The 14,456-nt window shown below is 60.6% G+C and carries 16 protein-coding genes; 12 read left to right on the forward strand and 4 right to left on the reverse strand.

The features are described 5' to 3' along the window. The first annotated feature begins 105 nt into the window (after positions 1 to 105). From dld to RE418_RS24210, 3 genes are all read left to right on the forward strand, one after another. Complete coding sequence (gene dld / locus RE418_RS24200; RefSeq protein WP_025301973.1) at positions 106 to 1,812, forward strand: D-lactate dehydrogenase; 1,707 nt, start codon at positions 106 to 108, stop codon at positions 1,810 to 1,812. A 228-nt stretch (positions 1,813 to 2,040) separates the two neighbouring features. Next, entirely contained in the window at positions 2,041 to 2,466 is a 426-nt protein-coding gene (locus RE418_RS24205) for a PAS domain-containing protein (RefSeq protein ID WP_023447580.1), read from the forward strand. 5 nt (positions 2,467 to 2,471) lie between these two features. Next, on the forward strand, positions 2,472 to 3,995 hold the full coding sequence (locus RE418_RS24210; RefSeq protein ID WP_089180657.1) for a sulfite reductase flavoprotein subunit alpha: 1,524 nt from the start codon (positions 2,472 to 2,474) through the stop codon (positions 3,993 to 3,995). A 13-nt stretch (positions 3,996 to 4,008) separates the two neighbouring features. Here RE418_RS24210 and RE418_RS24215 read toward each other — a convergent pair whose 3' ends face one another. The 3 genes from RE418_RS24215 to RE418_RS24225 are packed head-to-tail and all read right to left on the reverse strand — an operon-like array spanning position 4,009 to position 6,702. Further along, the gene (locus tag RE418_RS24215) at positions 4,009 to 5,016 is read right to left on the reverse strand and encodes an iron ABC transporter permease (protein ID WP_060432641.1); all 1,008 of its coding nucleotides are present in this window, start codon (positions 5,014 to 5,016) and stop codon (positions 4,009 to 4,011) included. Beyond that, the gene (locus tag RE418_RS24220; protein WP_025301970.1) at positions 5,013 to 5,969 is read right to left on the reverse strand and encodes an ABC transporter substrate-binding protein; all 957 of its coding nucleotides are present in this window, start codon (positions 5,967 to 5,969) and stop codon (positions 5,013 to 5,015) included. Before RE418_RS24220 ends, RE418_RS24215 begins: the two co-directional genes overlap by 4 nt. Positions 5,970 to 5,985: 16 nt before the next feature. Then, on the reverse strand, positions 5,986 to 6,702 hold the full coding sequence (locus tag RE418_RS24225) for an ABC transporter ATP-binding protein (protein WP_089180656.1): 717 nt from the start codon (positions 6,700 to 6,702) through the stop codon (positions 5,986 to 5,988). A 64-nt stretch (positions 6,703 to 6,766) separates the two neighbouring features. On the opposite strand from RE418_RS24225, the gene RE418_RS24230 reads away from it, so the two are divergent. Both RE418_RS24230 and RE418_RS24235 read left to right on the forward strand, forming a co-directional pair. Further along, entirely contained in the window at positions 6,767 to 7,057 is a 291-nt protein-coding gene (locus RE418_RS24230) for a hypothetical protein (protein WP_213928302.1), read from the forward strand. A 243-nt stretch (positions 7,058 to 7,300) separates the two neighbouring features. Next, positions 7,301 to 8,152, forward strand: a complete 852-nt coding sequence (locus tag RE418_RS24235) for a DMT family transporter (RefSeq protein ID WP_025301968.1) — start codon at positions 7,301 to 7,303, stop codon at positions 8,150 to 8,152. A 54-nt stretch (positions 8,153 to 8,206) separates the two neighbouring features. Here RE418_RS24235 and RE418_RS24240 read toward each other — a convergent pair whose 3' ends face one another. Then, complete coding sequence (locus tag RE418_RS24240) at positions 8,207 to 8,797, reverse strand: Yip1 family protein (RefSeq protein ID WP_019453944.1); 591 nt, start codon at positions 8,795 to 8,797, stop codon at positions 8,207 to 8,209. 205 nt (positions 8,798 to 9,002) lie between these two features. On the opposite strand from RE418_RS24240, the gene RE418_RS24245 reads away from it, so the two are divergent. The 7 genes from RE418_RS24245 (at position 9,003) to RE418_RS24275 (ending at position 14,423) form a co-directional block, all read left to right on the forward strand. Then, positions 9,003 to 9,470 (forward strand): acyltransferase, encoded by a 468-nt coding sequence (locus tag RE418_RS24245; RefSeq protein ID WP_025301966.1) that lies wholly within the window; start codon positions 9,003 to 9,005, stop codon positions 9,468 to 9,470. Then, a complete protein-coding gene (locus RE418_RS24250) occupies positions 9,470 to 10,012 on the forward strand; it encodes a GNAT family N-acetyltransferase (RefSeq protein WP_043136785.1) in 543 nt (180 codons plus the stop codon). Before RE418_RS24245 ends, RE418_RS24250 begins: the two co-directional genes overlap by 1 nt. A gap of 104 nt (positions 10,013 to 10,116) precedes the next feature. Then, positions 10,117 to 10,968 (forward strand): DUF1460 domain-containing protein, encoded by an 852-nt coding sequence (locus tag RE418_RS24255; protein WP_049208950.1) that lies wholly within the window; start codon positions 10,117 to 10,119, stop codon positions 10,966 to 10,968. Between the two features lie 129 nt (positions 10,969 to 11,097). Beyond that, positions 11,098 to 11,910: a MetQ/NlpA family lipoprotein gene (locus tag RE418_RS24260; RefSeq protein WP_025301963.1), complete on the forward strand. Its 813-nt coding sequence runs from the start codon at positions 11,098 to 11,100 to the stop codon at positions 11,908 to 11,910. A 152-nt stretch (positions 11,911 to 12,062) separates the two neighbouring features. Then, entirely contained in the window at positions 12,063 to 12,512 is a 450-nt protein-coding gene (locus RE418_RS24265; protein ID WP_049208951.1) for a type II toxin-antitoxin system PemK/MazF family toxin, read from the forward strand. A gap of 233 nt (positions 12,513 to 12,745) precedes the next feature. Further along, complete coding sequence (locus RE418_RS24270; protein ID WP_025301962.1) at positions 12,746 to 13,771, forward strand: MerR family transcriptional regulator; 1,026 nt, start codon at positions 12,746 to 12,748, stop codon at positions 13,769 to 13,771. Between the two features lie 112 nt (positions 13,772 to 13,883). Continuing rightward, positions 13,884 to 14,423, forward strand: a complete 540-nt coding sequence (locus RE418_RS24275) for a GNAT family N-acetyltransferase (RefSeq protein ID WP_025301961.1) — start codon at positions 13,884 to 13,886, stop codon at positions 14,421 to 14,423. Positions 14,424 to 14,456: the final 33 nt, after the last annotated feature.

Here is a 14,456-nt window from a genome sequence, read left to right on the forward strand (position 1 = left end):
ACAAGCTGATAGCTTAACAAGTTATTCACTTGATAACCTCTTAGCTTATGTGCGGCACTCCGGCGCCGCGGTTAAAGCGACGGAGATGACAGGGAGACAGGCAGCATGCAGTCAGGCAATCAGACGTTTATCAATCAGCTCAAAGACATCGTCGGCGGCCCGCAGCTGTTGACCGGCGATCGCAACACCGAGCGGTATCGCAAGGGGTTCCGCTCCGGCGAAGGCCAGGCGCTGGCGGTGGTGTTTCCCACTAGCCTGCTGCAGCTGTGGCGCATTTTGCAGGCCTGCGTGGCTGCTGACAAAATCGTCATTATGCAGGCCGCCAATACCGGCCTGACCGAAGGGTCAACCCCCAGCGGCAACGACTATGACCGCGACATCGTCATCGTCAGCACTCTGCGCCTCGATCATATTCAGGTGCTGGACAACGGCAAGCAGGTGGTCGGCTTCCCCGGCAGCACCCTGCACCACCTCGAGAAATTGCTCAAACCCTACGGCCGCGAACCGCATTCGGTGATCGGCTCCTCCTGCATCGGCGCCTCGGTGATCGGCGGCGTATGCAACAACTCCGGCGGCTCGCTGGTGAAACGAGGCCCGGCCTATACCGAAATGGCGCTGTACGCCCAGTTAGGGGAAGACGGCCAGCTGCGCCTGGTGAACCATCTGGGCATCCGGCTTGGCGACACGCCGGAAGAGATCCTCACCCGGTTAGAAAAAGGCGACTATCGCCCGACAGACGTCGAGTACGGCGAGTTGCGCGCCTCGGATAACGAGTACGCCAGCCGGGTGCGCGACGTCGATGCCGACACCCCTTCCCGCTTCAACGCCGACAAACGCCGCCTGTACGAAGCTTCCGGCTGCGCCGGCAAGCTGGCGGTGTTCGCGGTGCGGCTTGACACCTTCGAGAAAGAGGGCAAAGAGCAGGTGTTCTATATCGGCACCAACCACACCGCGGTGCTGACCGAACTGCGCCGCCACATGCTGAGCAAATTCGAAAACCTGCCGGTGGCCGGTGAATACATGCACCGCGATATCTTCGACATCGCCGAGGTGTACGGCAAAGACACCTTCATGATGATCGACAAGCTCGGCACCGATCAGATGCCGCGCTTCTTCACCCTGAAAGGCCGCATGGATGCCAGCCTCAACAAGCTGCCGCTGCTGCCGCACAACCTGACCGATCGGCTGATGCAGGGCCTGAGCCATCTGGCACCGAGCCACCTGCCGAAGCGCATGAAGGAATACCGCGAACGTTTCGAACACCACCTGCTGCTGAAGATGGCCGGCCCCGGCGTAGACGAAGCACAGCGCTATCTGACCGACTATTTCGCCCAGGCCGAAGGCGCCTTCTTCGCCTGCACGCCTGACGAAGGCAAAAAGGCCTTCCTGCACCGCTTCGCCGCCGCCGGTGCCGCCGTGCGCTACCACGCGGTGCACGCCGACAAGGTGGAGGATATTCTGGCGCTGGATATCGCCCTGCGCCGCAACGACACCGACTGGTTTGAAACGCTGCCGCCGGAAATCGACAGCCAGCTGGTGCATAAGCTGTATTACGGCCACTTTATGTGCCACGTCTTCCATCAGGACTACGTGGTGAAAAAAGGCGTGGACAGCCATGCGCTGAAAGAAAAGATGCTCGAGATCCTCAACCGGCGCGGCGCCGAGTACCCGGCGGAGCATAACGTTGGCCACCTGTACCACGCCAAACCGGATCTGCAAACGTTCTACCGCACCGCCGATCCAACCAACAGCTTCAACCCCGGCATCGGCAAAACCAGCAAACGCAAAGGCTGGGCCGAAGACCCCCGCTAAACGCCTCACGATCGGCCCGCCGCCGCACCCGGCGCGGGCCTCCTCTGCCCTACCTGCCTCCTCGCGATCTTTCTGCGCCTTTAAAGATGCATTTTTATTGCAACTTATAAAATTCCCGATTACCATTCACCCCATCATCGCAAATGAGAATTAATTACAAAGCTGTCATGACGGATACATGACATCCGCCGTGGCATTCACCGCGAAGTTAATGAGAAGGAACCTACCATGAGTCAAACCCTCGATTCCGCCCAGCTGCTGGCCGCGCTCGATAAAGTGATGGTGATCTCCACCACCGATCTGCAGGGCACCATCACCTACGTCAATGACCTGTTCTGTCAACTGACCGGCTTTTCCCGGGAAGAGCTGGTGGGCCAGCCCCACAGCATCGTGCGCCACCCTTCCGTGCCGAAAGCCGTTTACAAAGCGATGTGGGACACCATCAAGGCGGGCGGTATCTGGACCGGCATCATTCCGAACGTCGGCAAGGGCGGCGTGCTGTACGTGGTCGACACCACGGTGCAGCCGCTGTATGACGCCCAGGGCAATATCGAGGCCTATATCAGCATCCGCCGCGTGATCAACGATCTGATGACCGACTTCGAATCGGTGGAATTCGCCAAAGAACAGTTCGACAACCACTACGACAAGTAACCGCTATGGCCGACATCATCGAACGCATCCTGATTGGTTACGGTTCGGAGTCGGGCAACGCCCGGGCGCTGGCGATGCGCCTGGGCGAGCAAAGCAGCCTGCAACCCTACCGCCCCATGGTTAAAGAACTCAACGCCATCCAGCCCGCCGATGTGGGCGAGCGTGACATCCTGTTGATCGTCTCGAGCTCATTTGGCGACGGCGAACCGCCCGCCAACGCCGAGCGTTTTTCCGACGCGCTGGCGCAATGGCCGGATCCCCCCCGGTTGCGCTACGCCATCTTTGGTCTCGGCGACACCGCGTACCCGCATTTCTGCGGCTTCACGCAGGCGCTGGATGCGCGCCTGACGCAATACGGCGCCCGCGCCATCGTCAATCGCGTCGACGCCGACGTTAACTTCGAACCGTTCTTCACCACCTGGCTGACGACGCTGGGTAAGGTGCTGGCCGGCGATGCCCAGGCGGGTCGCGACTTGCATCTGCGCGTGACCGCCTACGGTGAAGACCATGCGTTCAGCGCCGCCCTCCTCGAACGACGGCCGCTCAGCGCTCGCACGCCGCAAGCCTGGCATCTGCGGCTGAATATCGCCGGAAGCTGCATCGTTTACCGGGCGGGAGATACCGTCTATCTGTTGCCGGAGAACGACGAAGGATTATTGTCCCGGCTGGCAGACTGGCTCGGCAGGCCGGAGGCCGTCGACGCGCTGCGGCGCCGGGAGCTGCGCCAGCTCAGCAAAACGACGCTGCGCGAGCTGGCGCAGTTGGCCGACAGCGAAGAGCTCAAAGGCCTGCTGAAGATCCGTCAGCGCAAAGCCCTGGAGAGTTATCTGTACGGCGCCGATCTGCTGGACGTGCTGCACGATTTTTGCCCGCCGCACGCGATCACGCTGGAGAACCTGTTGGCGCTGCTGCCCGTTTGCCTACCGCGCGCCTACTCCATCGCTTCGGCAACGCGGGAAGAGAGCCTCGATCTGTGCGTTCGCGACGTGCGTTATGAACGCGGCGGCCGCACGCGGCGCGGCACGGCAACCGGCTGGCTGCTCAAGCATCCCGGTCCTTTCCGCCTTTTCTGCCGCGCCAACCCCGGCTTTTACCTGCCGCGCGACACCGCCTTGCCGGTGCTGCTTATCGGTACCGGTACCGGCATCGCACCGTTGATTGGCTTACTGCGCGAAATGGCCGCCCAGGTCGAACGGCGTGAAACCGTCCTGATCTTCGGTGAGAAAAGGCGCGATGAAGACTTCCTGTATGGCGAGGAGTTGGTCACGCTGAACGCGACGGGCGTACTCACACGGCTCATCACGGCATTCTCGCGCGACGCCGCCGACAAGTATTACGTGCAACACGCCATCGACGATCGCGCCGATGTCGTCAGCGGCCTGCTGCAGCGGGGCGCGCATGTCTACCTGTGCGGCAATCGTCAGTATCTGGAACATGCCGTGGCGACGGCGCTGGAGCAAGCCTGCGGGGCGGAAAACCTGTGGCAGACGCTGATTGAGCAGCAGCGCCTGCACCTGGAACTCTATTGAGACAGGGCGGCGTTCACCGCTCCGCACGCAGCAGCAAGGAGACGATGAACGCGCCCCCCAGCCCCGCCGTAATGATGCCGATGGGCAGCTCCTGATGGGGGATCAGGCTGCGGCTGAGCATGTCGCCGCCGGTCAGCAGCATCGCCCCCAGCAGGCCGCACATCGGCACGGACAAGCGATGGCGCACGCCCACCAGGCGCCGGGCCAGATAAGGCACCATCAGCCCGACAAACCCAATCACGCCCGTCAGCGAAACGAGAAACGCCGTAGACAATGCGCAGCACAGAAAGGTCTCGGTGCGCAGGCGCGCCACATTGACCCCCATCGAATGGGCGGTTTGCTCGCCCGCCAGCAGCGCATCCAGCGCCCGCCAACGCAGCGCCGTAAACCCGGCCAGCAGCACAAAACTCGCCAGCGGAATGAACAGATTATCCCAACGCGCCAACCCCAGCCCGCCCAGCGACCAGAACAACACCGAACCGGCCGCCCGCTGATCGCCGGAAAACACCAGGTAGCTGGTGAGCGCGCTGAACAAAAACGAGACCGCCAAACCGCAGACGATCAGCTGCTCGGCGCGCCTGACCCGGCTGACGCGAAACAGGATCATCACCGCCATCGCCGACAAAATACCGCCGGCGAAAGCGGACAGCGGCAACGTCAGCGCGCCCAGCGCATCGCCAAAGCGCGTGATGACCAGCACCGCGCCGGCGGAGGCGCCGGAGGAGAGCCCAAACAAAAAAGGATCGGCCAGCTCATTGCGGGTGGTGGTCTGCAGCAGCGCGCCGGTCATCGCCAGCCCGGCGCCGGTTAACGCCGCTAACAAGGCCCTGGGCACCCGCAGTTGCACGACGATGGTGTCCAGCATGCCGGAAAGCGGCGCCGAACCGAGCCCTAACGCCGCAAACGCCTGTCGCCATGACAACGCGACGCTGCCCAGCTGCAGGCTCCAGATCATTAGCCCGCACAACACTGACAGCGCCAGCGGTGCGAGCAGCATAAACCGCCGGGTCGGCGAATTCATTCAGCCTCCGGCGCGTACAGCGCCCGCGCCAGCTTTTCCACCGCGCCGATGTTGGCCGGCCCCGGCGTCAGCTCCGCATACTGCAGTTTCAGATAACGGTGGTGCCGTACGGCGGGGGTCAATTTCATCAACGGGTGAGACTCGAGGAAGCGCCGCAGCGCATCGGCGCCCGACCCGGTCTGGTAATCCAGCAGAATAATGAAGTCGGGCTCGGCCGCCGCCACTGCTTCCCAGGACGCCGTCGTCCAGCTCGCCGGCAAATCGTCCATCACGTTGCGGCCACCCGCCGCTTCGACGATCGCCGTCGGCATAGCGTATCTGCCGCTGGTGAAAGGCTTCTCCTCCCCCGAGTCATAGACGAACACTTTAAGCGGCGGCTGGCCCGCCGGCCTGGCGGGAAGCGCAGCCAACCGGCGCTGCCAGCCCGCAACCAGCGCGGTGGCCTCTTGCTGCTTGCCGAAAATCTTGCCGAGCTTCAGCTCATCGTCATACAGCAGGTTCATATCGGCCTTTTGCGGCCGCCCGCCGGCCTGTACGCAGCTCTCGCTCAGCACCAGCGTTTTGATGCCGAACGGGGCGAGCGTCTCCGGCGTGACGTCGCCGCCGATCTTCATGCCGTAATTCCAGCCGGCGAAGAAAAAGTCCGGCTGCGCTGCCAGCAGCGTTTCCAGAGCAGGATATTTCGGCGCCAGTTCGGGAATGGCGCCCATCGCGGCCTTGAAGTCGGGCGTCAGTTTGTACCAGCCGGTGATGCCGGTCAGCCCGACAATGCGATCCTGCAAATGGAGCGCAAAGGCCATCTCGGCCATATTGATGTCGTTGATGACGGCGCGTTGCGGCGCCTGGTTGAAGGTGACCGGCGTACCGCAGCTTTCTACGGTGACGGGAAATTTTTCGGCCGCCGCCGCCCCGCCGGCCAGCAGCAGGAGCAGGGGGAATACGCGTGTGTTCATGTTTCTCTCTGGTTTATCAAGCGCAATGGGGAACGTCAAAAATACGCAGCGTTTTCCCGCTGACGGGGTGCGCCACCTTGAAACTGTTCATGCCGAACACCGGCAAAATCACCGGGGTCTGCAACACCGCCTCGGGCGTACCACAGGCTACCTGGCGGCTTTCGTTGAGCACCAGGATCCGATCGGCAAACGCCTCTGCCACGGGCAAATCGTGCAGCACTGCAATCACGGCAATGTCTTTATTTTTCACTAACGACAGCAGCGCCGAGCGCCCGGGCGGATCGAGGTGATTGGTCGGTTCATCCAGCAACAACAGATCGGGAGACTGCGCCAACGCCCGGGCCAGTGCAGCACGCTGACGCTGACCGCCCGAGAGCCGCCCCAACGGGCAGTGCCTGAGCGGCGCCAGCCCGGTTTCCCCGATGGCCTCGTCAACAATGCGCTTTCCCGTCGCAGAGCGTTCGCCATGCGGTAAACGGCCCAACGCCACGTAGTCCTCAACCGACAGCCGCAAATCCGGCAGATCGTTTTGTGCCAGAAAGGCGATGCTTCTGGCACGTTCCGCCGCCGGCCACTCGGACAAGGCGCGCCCTCGCCAGTAAATGCCGCCGCTGTCCGGCCGCGTTTCGCCGATCAGGGCGCGCAACAGGCTGGACTTGCCGCTGCCGTTAGGGCCGATCACCGCCAGCTTTTCACTGGAACGGAGCGCGAAATGGATGTTGTCGAGTATCAATGCCCCGCCGTGGCCGGTCAGGCTAACTCCATCAACGCGGAGGATGTCGTGAACTGAATTCATTATGCGTCAATTGTTATATTATAACATATCAATATTTTTACCACGATTCCGCGCCTTCTGCAAAAGCGAATCGCAACCTCTTTTGCCGCACGCGCTGCGTGCCGCGAGACTGGGAGCAAGCCGCGCCCCTGCTTCAACACTGCGCGGCAAAAGCAACATAGCACACCTTTTAATTAATGATAATGATTTGTATTATCATTTAAACCATTGTGATTTCCGATTGCACGCCCCGCTGAACTTGGTTATGTTTGAAGCGATAAGTTTTATTTCCGGTTTGCAGGAACTCACATGACCTACCTGGCGCACAGCACAGATCCGACAAGCGCGACCGTTCCGGCCGTCGTTTTGCTGTGTGCTTCCTCTGCCCCACCCGCCGTTTCCTCTGTCGTTTCAGCGGTTGCCGCTTACCCGCCACGCATTGTGGTTGTGCGCTAAGCCACACCGACTTTTACCTCCGGCTTATTGATCTGTTGCGTTCAGGCGTAGACCGCCGCGCGCGCCGGAGCCTGTAATTTTCACGACAGGTGAAATTGATATGCGATTACCTTCTCTCTGGGCCAATGCCGGCCTGGCTACGCTGTTCGTCCTGCTTTGGAGCAGCGGCGCGATCTTCTCCCGTTGGGGGTTGGAGCACGCCTCCGCCTTCGCTTTTCTGTTCTTCCGCTGCGCCATCGCGCTGGCGGTGCTGTTGGTCATCGGCCTGTGGCAGCGCCAGTGCCTCCCCGCCCCCGGCACCCGCTGGCGCGTCGTGCTGATCGGCGTGCTGATGATTGGCAGCTATCAAATCTGCTATCTGCTGGCGCTGGAACAAGGTATTACGCCCGGCGTGCTGGCGACGCTGCTCGGCGTACAGCCGATTCTCACCCAGTTCATCACCGAGCGGCGTTGCACCGGGCTGCGGGCACTCGGCCTGGCGCTGGCGATGGTCGGGCTGACGCTGGTGGTGTACCAAAGCCTGATGGTGGCCCACTTCTCGCTGAGCGGCATGCTGTTCGCCTTTATCGCGCTGGGCTGCATGACCGCCGGCACTCTGCTGCAAAAAGGCATGACGCAGCCGCCGCTGGCGGTCTTGCCGCTACAGTATGCCGTCGGATTATTGATGTGTACGCTGGCACTGCCATTTGAGCCGCTGCGGGTCGAATGGCGGCCGGCGTTCGTGCTGCCGCTGCTGTGGATGGCGGTGGTGATCTCGGTGCTGGCGACGTTCTTGCTGTATCGCCTTATCCAGCGCGGCAATCTGGTGCAGGTGACCAGCCTGTTCTACCTGATCCCGGCAGTGACCGCCCTGCTGGATTACCTGCTGCTCGGCCACGCGCTAGCCGCGCTGAGCCTGCTGGGCATGGCGGGCATCGTGCTCGGCGTGATGCTGGTTTTCCGCCGCGCATAAAAGCAAAAGCCCCCGCGCCGTTCCACCGGCGCGGGGGCAACAACAGCCGTTAACTCAGAACAACCAGGAACCGTACCCCCACAGCAGCACCGTCACCCCAAGCAGCAGCTCGAGCAACAGAATGCCGATGGCGAAGGTCGAGCTGGAGAAGATGAACCCTTCCTTACTGTCGATATTCAGGAAGTGCGGGATCCCCAGATTCAGCAGATAGCCCGAATAGCACAGGCCGATAATGCCGACAAACAGACACAGCCAGACGACCGGATAGAGCGCCACTACCCCGCTGAGGAACATCGGGGTCGCCACGTAGCCGGCGAACACCATGCAGCGGTGCAGGCTGGGGCGCGATTCATAACGCCGCGCCATCCAGTGAATGACTTTCCCCATGGCCGCTACGCCCGCCAGCATCAGCAGGTAGAACGCCACGGCGGTATAAAACGCGGTAAACATGTCGAGCCTGATGGCATGTCCCTCGCCGGAGAGCCAGCCCAACTGGGTGGTGCCGATAAAGGCGCAGACCACCGGGATGGCTGCCAAGAGCAACACGTGATGGGTGTATAGGTGCGAGACGCTTTCATTCTCGCTTTTGATCTGTTCGAACTCGGCGCTGGGATGCGCCAGAAGTCCCCAAACATGACTGACCATGAGACACCTCCTATCTCGCCGTAGGCCGCGATCGGCGAACGAATTTCACACCTCCGACGGACTGCTACCCGTGCGAGGATTGCGGCCACGGGGCTCTCTCCCCTGTACTAATTATAGTCTTTCGGCGAAAAAACGTGCGGAAAGCGCAACGCCGCAGCGCTTTGTCTTATACTCCCACCATAAAAACCAGGCTGCGAGGAAGGTCATGTCATCCGTAATCACCACCCGTCAGGCGGGGATCGTCGACGTCGACGCCGGGCGCAACGTTACCGTTGTCGAGCCCTGCAATCTTTACGGCTGCCGGCTCGGCGACGATGTCTTCGTCGGCCCGTTCGTCGAGATCCAGCGCCACGTCAGCATCGGCGCGCGCAGTAAAATTCAGTCGCACAGCTTTATCTGCGAATACGTCACCCTCGGCGAAGCGTGCTTTGTCGGCCACGGCGTCACTTTCGCCAACGATCTGTTCAAAGAGGGCGCGCCCAACGCCGATCCGGCCAGTTGGGGGCGCACGCGCATCGGCGATCGGGTGTCCATCGGCTCCGGCGCCACGATCCTGGCGGTAGAGATCTGCAACGACGCGGTGATCGGCGCCGGGGCGGTGGTGACCCGCGATATCACCCGCAAGGGGATCTACGCCGGCAACCCGGCGCGTCTGCTGCGGGAGCTGCCGTAATGAACCCGGCCATCCGCATCGCGGCCATTGAGGCGTTGCCCGACGATTATCTGGCCCGCGGCGATTTCAGCTTCACCATCGCCTGTTACGCCCTGCCGCAGTTCGACAGCCCGGTGGACAGCTGGCCAACCCGCCCGGTGGCGCCATTTCGCAAACGGTATCCGCTGGCGCCGTTCGCCAACGAAGACAGCGTGACCTTCCTGGCGTATCGTCAGAACGACGCCGTTGGCCATATCACGCTGAGCAAAAACTGGAACGGTTACACCCTGATCGACGAGATCGCCGTCAGCGCTCATGCGCGCCGTCAGGGCATCGCCGGGGCACTGCTGGACTGCGCCAAACGGTGGGCGCGGCAGCAGGAAACCTCAGGTATGATGCTCGAAACGCAGAACAACAATCTGGCGGCCTGCCGCTGTTACCAGCATTACGGGTTTATCCTCGGCGGCATCGACCGTTTGCTGTACCGCGCCGAACCGGAGATCGCCGATCACGAAATCGCGCTGTTCTGGTATTTGCCGTTCAATAGCGAAATCGGTTACTGATTTATCGATTGCCATTGAGGTGATGTTTACTTTTTAACCCCTACCATCGGATGAGAACTGTTATCACTTACTCTGATAAGCCAGCGACACCCATGGAGGGCCGTATGAACAAGAACAAGGCTGTTTTACTGATGTTAGCTATCGCTATGAGCGGATGCGCCGAACGCTCCACCGCCGTCTCCCCCGCGACGCCGCCGACCGACGTCACCGTTTCGCCGCCGGGCGTGCAGCCGGAGATGGACGCCAGCACCCGCAGCAAGCTGCGTGAGATCCTCGCGCTGCGCGCCGGTTGGCCCGCCGCGCAGCCGCATGGTCGCACCGTCGATTTGATTTCGCGCGAGTTTCTCGGCACGCCGTATCTCGCCAACCGTCTGATCGGTTCGCAGAACACGCCCGAGCAGTTGGTGATCGACTTCCGCGGACTGGATTGCTTCACCTACATCGATTATGTGGAAGCGCTCAGCACCGCCCGCAGCGAAGCCGAGTTCGTTCAGCGCCTGGTAGACATTCGCTACGTCGACGGCAACATCGCCTTCCCGCAGCGCAAACACTTCTTCACCGACTGGGCGCAGCGGCCGAAAAAAGTGGCCGAAGACATCACCGCCCAGCTCAGCCCGCACGCCGTCAGCCTCGTGAAAAACCTCAATCAAAAGGCGGACGGCAGCAGCTACCTGCCCGGCTTGCCCAACGTGCAGCGCAGCGTCACCTACATTCCCAGCGACAACGTCGACGACAAGGTGCTGGCCCAGCTGCGCACCGGCGACTACATCGGTATTTACACCAACCTCGCCGGGCTGGACGTGACCCACACCGGCATCTTCGTGATGACCGACCATGGCCCGGTGCTGCGCAACGCCTCCTCGCGCAAGGCCAACATGCAGGTCGTCGACTCACCCTTTATGGATTACGTGATGGCTACGCCGGGCATCGTGGTGCTGCGTTCGCTCAGCCGATAATCACCGCCGCATAACGGCTATAAGCTATAGCCGTTTATGCTGAACGAGCGTTTGACTTCGCCGGCGGTTCAGGCTTAGCTGTAAGGACAAAAACCAACTGATTTTATTGTTTTTTTCAGGGAGACTTCGATGACCTTACGCTGGCGTATCACCCCTCTGGCGGCGGCCTTCGCCGCCGTATTGGCGCTTCAGGGCTGCGATCAAAAAACCGACCAAAACCATATCAAAGTCGGCGTCATCAACGGCGCGGAACAGGACGTGGCGGAAGTCGCCAGGCAGGTGGCGAAAGAGAAATACGGGCTGGACGTCGAGCTGGTCGGCTTCAGCGGTTCGCTGCTGCCGAACGACGCCACCGACAAAGGCGAACTGGACGCCAACGTGTTTCAGCACCGCCCGTTCCTCGAACAGCAAAACAAAGATCACGGCTATAAGCTGGTGGCGGTCGGCAATACCTTCGTGTTCCCGATGGCCGGCTACTCCAAAAAGATAAAATCGCTGAAAGAACTGCCGGACGGCGCGGTGATCGCCATCCCGCTCGATCCGACCAACCTGGGGCGCGCCCTGCTGCTGCTGGAAAAAACCGGGCTGATTAGCCTGAAGCCTGGCAAAGGGTTGCTGCCCACCGCGCTGGATATCAGCGCCAACCCGCATCATTACCAGATCATGGAGCTGGAAGGTGCGCAGCTGCCGCACGTGTTAGACGATCCGAAAGTCACCGTCGCCGTCATCAGCACCACCTACATCAACCAGACCGGCCTGTCGCCGACCAAAAACGGCATCTTCATCGAGGATAAGGACTCGCCGTACACCAACATCATCGTCACCCGCGAAGACAACAAGGACGCGCCAAACGTACAGAACTTCATCAAGGCCTATGAGTCGGACGAAGTCGCCAAAGCGGCCGAGAAAATCTTCAACGGCGGCGCGGTGAAAGGCTGGTAAATTCGGCCACCATCAAGGCGGATTCTGCGCACGAATCCGCAATATTTCACTTTCATTCCCCGTTTCCTTACGCCACACCTTTCTCTAAAAGCAAAACGCCCGCATGCTCATTCCTCCATAACACGGATTGTTCACAACAAAGGAGTGTATCGATGCCGATCAAATTTGCCCCCAAGGTCGGGGAAATTCTCGAGTGCAACTATGGCAACTATCCCCTATCAGTCTGCCAACCGCATGAAGCCGGCTTTTATGATGGCCACATTCCACCAGAAATGGTGAAGAACCGTTTAGTTGTTGTGTTAAACGGCAAAATTAACGGCAACGCCTGCATTATCGTACCGCTGTCGACCACCAGAGATTCGAACAAGATCGAACGGGGATTGCACATCGAAATCACGCGTGAACTCATCGAAGATATGAGATTCCTTCATCCGCAAACGCGCTGGGCAAAGGGCGATCTGGTGCAGCAAGTCAGCCGCCAACGGCTGAACAGAGCCCGTAAAGAGAGAGGCTTTCTTACCCAGTGTCTGTCGCGCGAGCTTGTTGCTGACATACAACGCGCCGTCATTAAGTCGATCAATGCCAAAAATATGCTGTTCTGACCAGTACGCTGTTGTTGACAAAACAGACAAATCAGGTGAAATTGTCGCCGTAGCCGATAAAGGCCCTTATGCTATACCCTCCCTTTCAGGGACCTGCGAAGCCCAGCCATCCAGCTGGGCTTTTGCCTCTCTGGCGCCTACCGATTTTTAAAACGTCATCTTTTCTTCCCGCTCTTGACCCTTACGTGGCGTCAGGCTTTAGTATCCCGGCACGCACAAGGGAGGAGCTACATATGTTATTGAAAGTCGGCGAACTGGCGCGCCGTTCCGGCATTACCGTTCGCACACTGCATCACTATGACAGCATTGGTTTGCTGGTCCCTTCTGCGCGTTCCGACGCTGGTTATCGTTTATACAACCGGGCTGACATCACCCGCTTGCACCACATCCAGGCGCTGCGCCGGATGGGCGTTTCGCTGGCGGAAGTCGGGGCAATTCTCGCGCGTTCAGGGCCAGCGCTTCCGGCGGTGATTGAGCAGCAGATCGCCATGTTGGAGCAGCAGTTGGCACAGATCGCCGCATTGCGCGGCCGGCTGCAGCACATGCATGCCCAACTTTCCGCCGGGCACGAACCGGAACTGAACGACTGGCTGACTACGTTGGAGTTAATGACCATGTACGATAAATACTTTACCGCCGATGAGCTGATGCAACTACCATTCTACCAAGCTGATCCCACCCGCAATCAGGAATGGGCTGCATTGGTGAGCAGCGTGGGACAACTGATGGCGGAAGGCATCGAACCTCAGGCGCCACAGGCTCAGGCGATGGCACGCCGCTGGATGCTGATGCTGGAACGCGACACCGCCGGCAACCCGGCCTTTCTCACCCGGCTTAACGCCATGCACGCCGACGAACCGTCGATGCGCGAACAGACCGGCATTACACCGACGATGACGGACTACATCACCCGCGCCTTTGCCGAAACCAAGCTGGCTGTCTATCAAAAATACCTGTCGGTGGAAGAGTACGCCTACGTGCGTCAACACTATTTCACCCGCCTGCAGGAGTGGCCGGCTCTGATCGCTCAATTCCATCAAGCAATGAACGACGGCATACCTGCCGATTCGCCGGAGGCGGTGCGATTGGCGGCCGATTGGCTGGCGCTGTTCCAATCCTATGCCGGCACCAACCCGGCGACGCAGATGAAGATCCGTGAAGCGATGGAACGGGAACCCTCGCTGACCGAGGGCACCTGGCTGACTCCGCCGTTGCTGGCCTATCTGCGCCAGGCCGTGGCCCGGCTGATGCGCGGCTGAATAGCTCATAGGATTTTCTTATCTCACCATAAGAAAACCCGATTTATCCCGGCGGCGAGCGGCGCGCATAATGGCGTTTATCTGCTGATTTCCAAGGTAAACAGGCATTACCATGACGCTCTCCGCTCCCGTACTCAGCCTCCTCGATGCCACGCCGGACGATATGGCCGCCGTGCTGCAAATTTACACTCACCACGTGCTGTACGGTGCCGCCTCGTTTGAAGAACAGCCGCCGACCTTGGCGGAAATGCAGCTGCGGCTAGGCAAGGTGCGGGAAGCCGGGTTGCCCTGGCTGGTGGCGAAAAGCGAAGGCCGTGTTATGGGCTACTGCTATGCCACGCCATATCGCCCCCGGCCGGCCTATCGCTTTACCGTAGAAGACTCGGTGTATATCGCCGAAGGGCAACAGGGGAAAGGCGTCGGCAAGGCGCTGCTGAGCGCGCTGATCGCCCGCTGCGAGCAAGGCCCCTGGCGCCAGATGCTGGCGATCGTCGGCGATTCCGCCGCCAACCACGGCTCGCTGGCGCTACACCAGTCGCTCGGCTTTACCAGCGCCGGAACGTTAAAGGCCGTGGGGTTCAAACTGGGGGAATGGCGTGACACGCAGATTATGCAGCGCGCGCTGGGTGACGGCGACAATCGGCATCCTTGAATGCATGGCGACGCACGATAGGAAGTTAGCGTC

The organism is Serratia sp. szju (assembly GCF_044594185.1).
Taxonomy (GTDB): Bacteria; Pseudomonadota; Gammaproteobacteria; order Enterobacterales; family Enterobacteriaceae; genus Serratia; species Serratia bockelmannii.

What these genes read in the sequence shown, in the direction of transcription:
- RE418_RS24220 (WP_025301970.1), bottom strand. Translation starts at nt 5,969, where the DNA reads ATGAACACACGCGTATTCCCCCTGCTCCTGCTGCTGGCCGGCGGGGCG.
- RE418_RS24270 (WP_025301962.1), top strand. Translation starts at nt 12,746, where the DNA reads ATGTTATTGAAAGTCGGCGAACTGGCGCGCCGTTCCGGCATTACCGTT.
- RE418_RS24260 (WP_025301963.1), top strand. Translation starts at nt 11,098, where the DNA reads ATGACCTTACGCTGGCGTATCACCCCTCTGGCGGCGGCCTTCGCCGCC.
- RE418_RS24250 (WP_043136785.1), top strand. Translation starts at nt 9,470, where the DNA reads ATGAACCCGGCCATCCGCATCGCGGCCATTGAGGCGTTGCCCGACGAT.
- RE418_RS24275 (WP_025301961.1), top strand. Translation starts at nt 13,884, where the DNA reads ATGACGCTCTCCGCTCCCGTACTCAGCCTCCTCGATGCCACGCCGGAC.
- RE418_RS24210 (WP_089180657.1), top strand. Translation starts at nt 2,472, where the DNA reads ATGGCCGACATCATCGAACGCATCCTGATTGGTTACGGTTCGGAGTCG.
- RE418_RS24255 (WP_049208950.1), top strand. Translation starts at nt 10,117, where the DNA reads ATGAACAAGAACAAGGCTGTTTTACTGATGTTAGCTATCGCTATGAGC.
- RE418_RS24240 (WP_019453944.1), bottom strand. Translation starts at nt 8,797, where the DNA reads ATGGTCAGTCATGTTTGGGGACTTCTGGCGCATCCCAGCGCCGAGTTC.
- RE418_RS24265 (WP_049208951.1), top strand. Translation starts at nt 12,063, where the DNA reads ATGCCGATCAAATTTGCCCCCAAGGTCGGGGAAATTCTCGAGTGCAAC.
- RE418_RS24215 (WP_060432641.1), bottom strand. Translation starts at nt 5,016, where the DNA reads ATGAATTCGCCGACCCGGCGGTTTATGCTGCTCGCACCGCTGGCGCTG.
- RE418_RS24205 (WP_023447580.1), top strand. Translation starts at nt 2,041, where the DNA reads ATGAGTCAAACCCTCGATTCCGCCCAGCTGCTGGCCGCGCTCGATAAA.
- RE418_RS24230 (WP_213928302.1), top strand. Translation starts at nt 6,767, where the DNA reads ATGCGTCAATTGTTATATTATAACATATCAATATTTTTACCACGATTC.
- dld (WP_025301973.1), top strand. Translation starts at nt 106, where the DNA reads ATGCAGTCAGGCAATCAGACGTTTATCAATCAGCTCAAAGACATCGTC.
- RE418_RS24245 (WP_025301966.1), top strand. Translation starts at nt 9,003, where the DNA reads ATGTCATCCGTAATCACCACCCGTCAGGCGGGGATCGTCGACGTCGAC.
- RE418_RS24235 (WP_025301968.1), top strand. Translation starts at nt 7,301, where the DNA reads ATGCGATTACCTTCTCTCTGGGCCAATGCCGGCCTGGCTACGCTGTTC.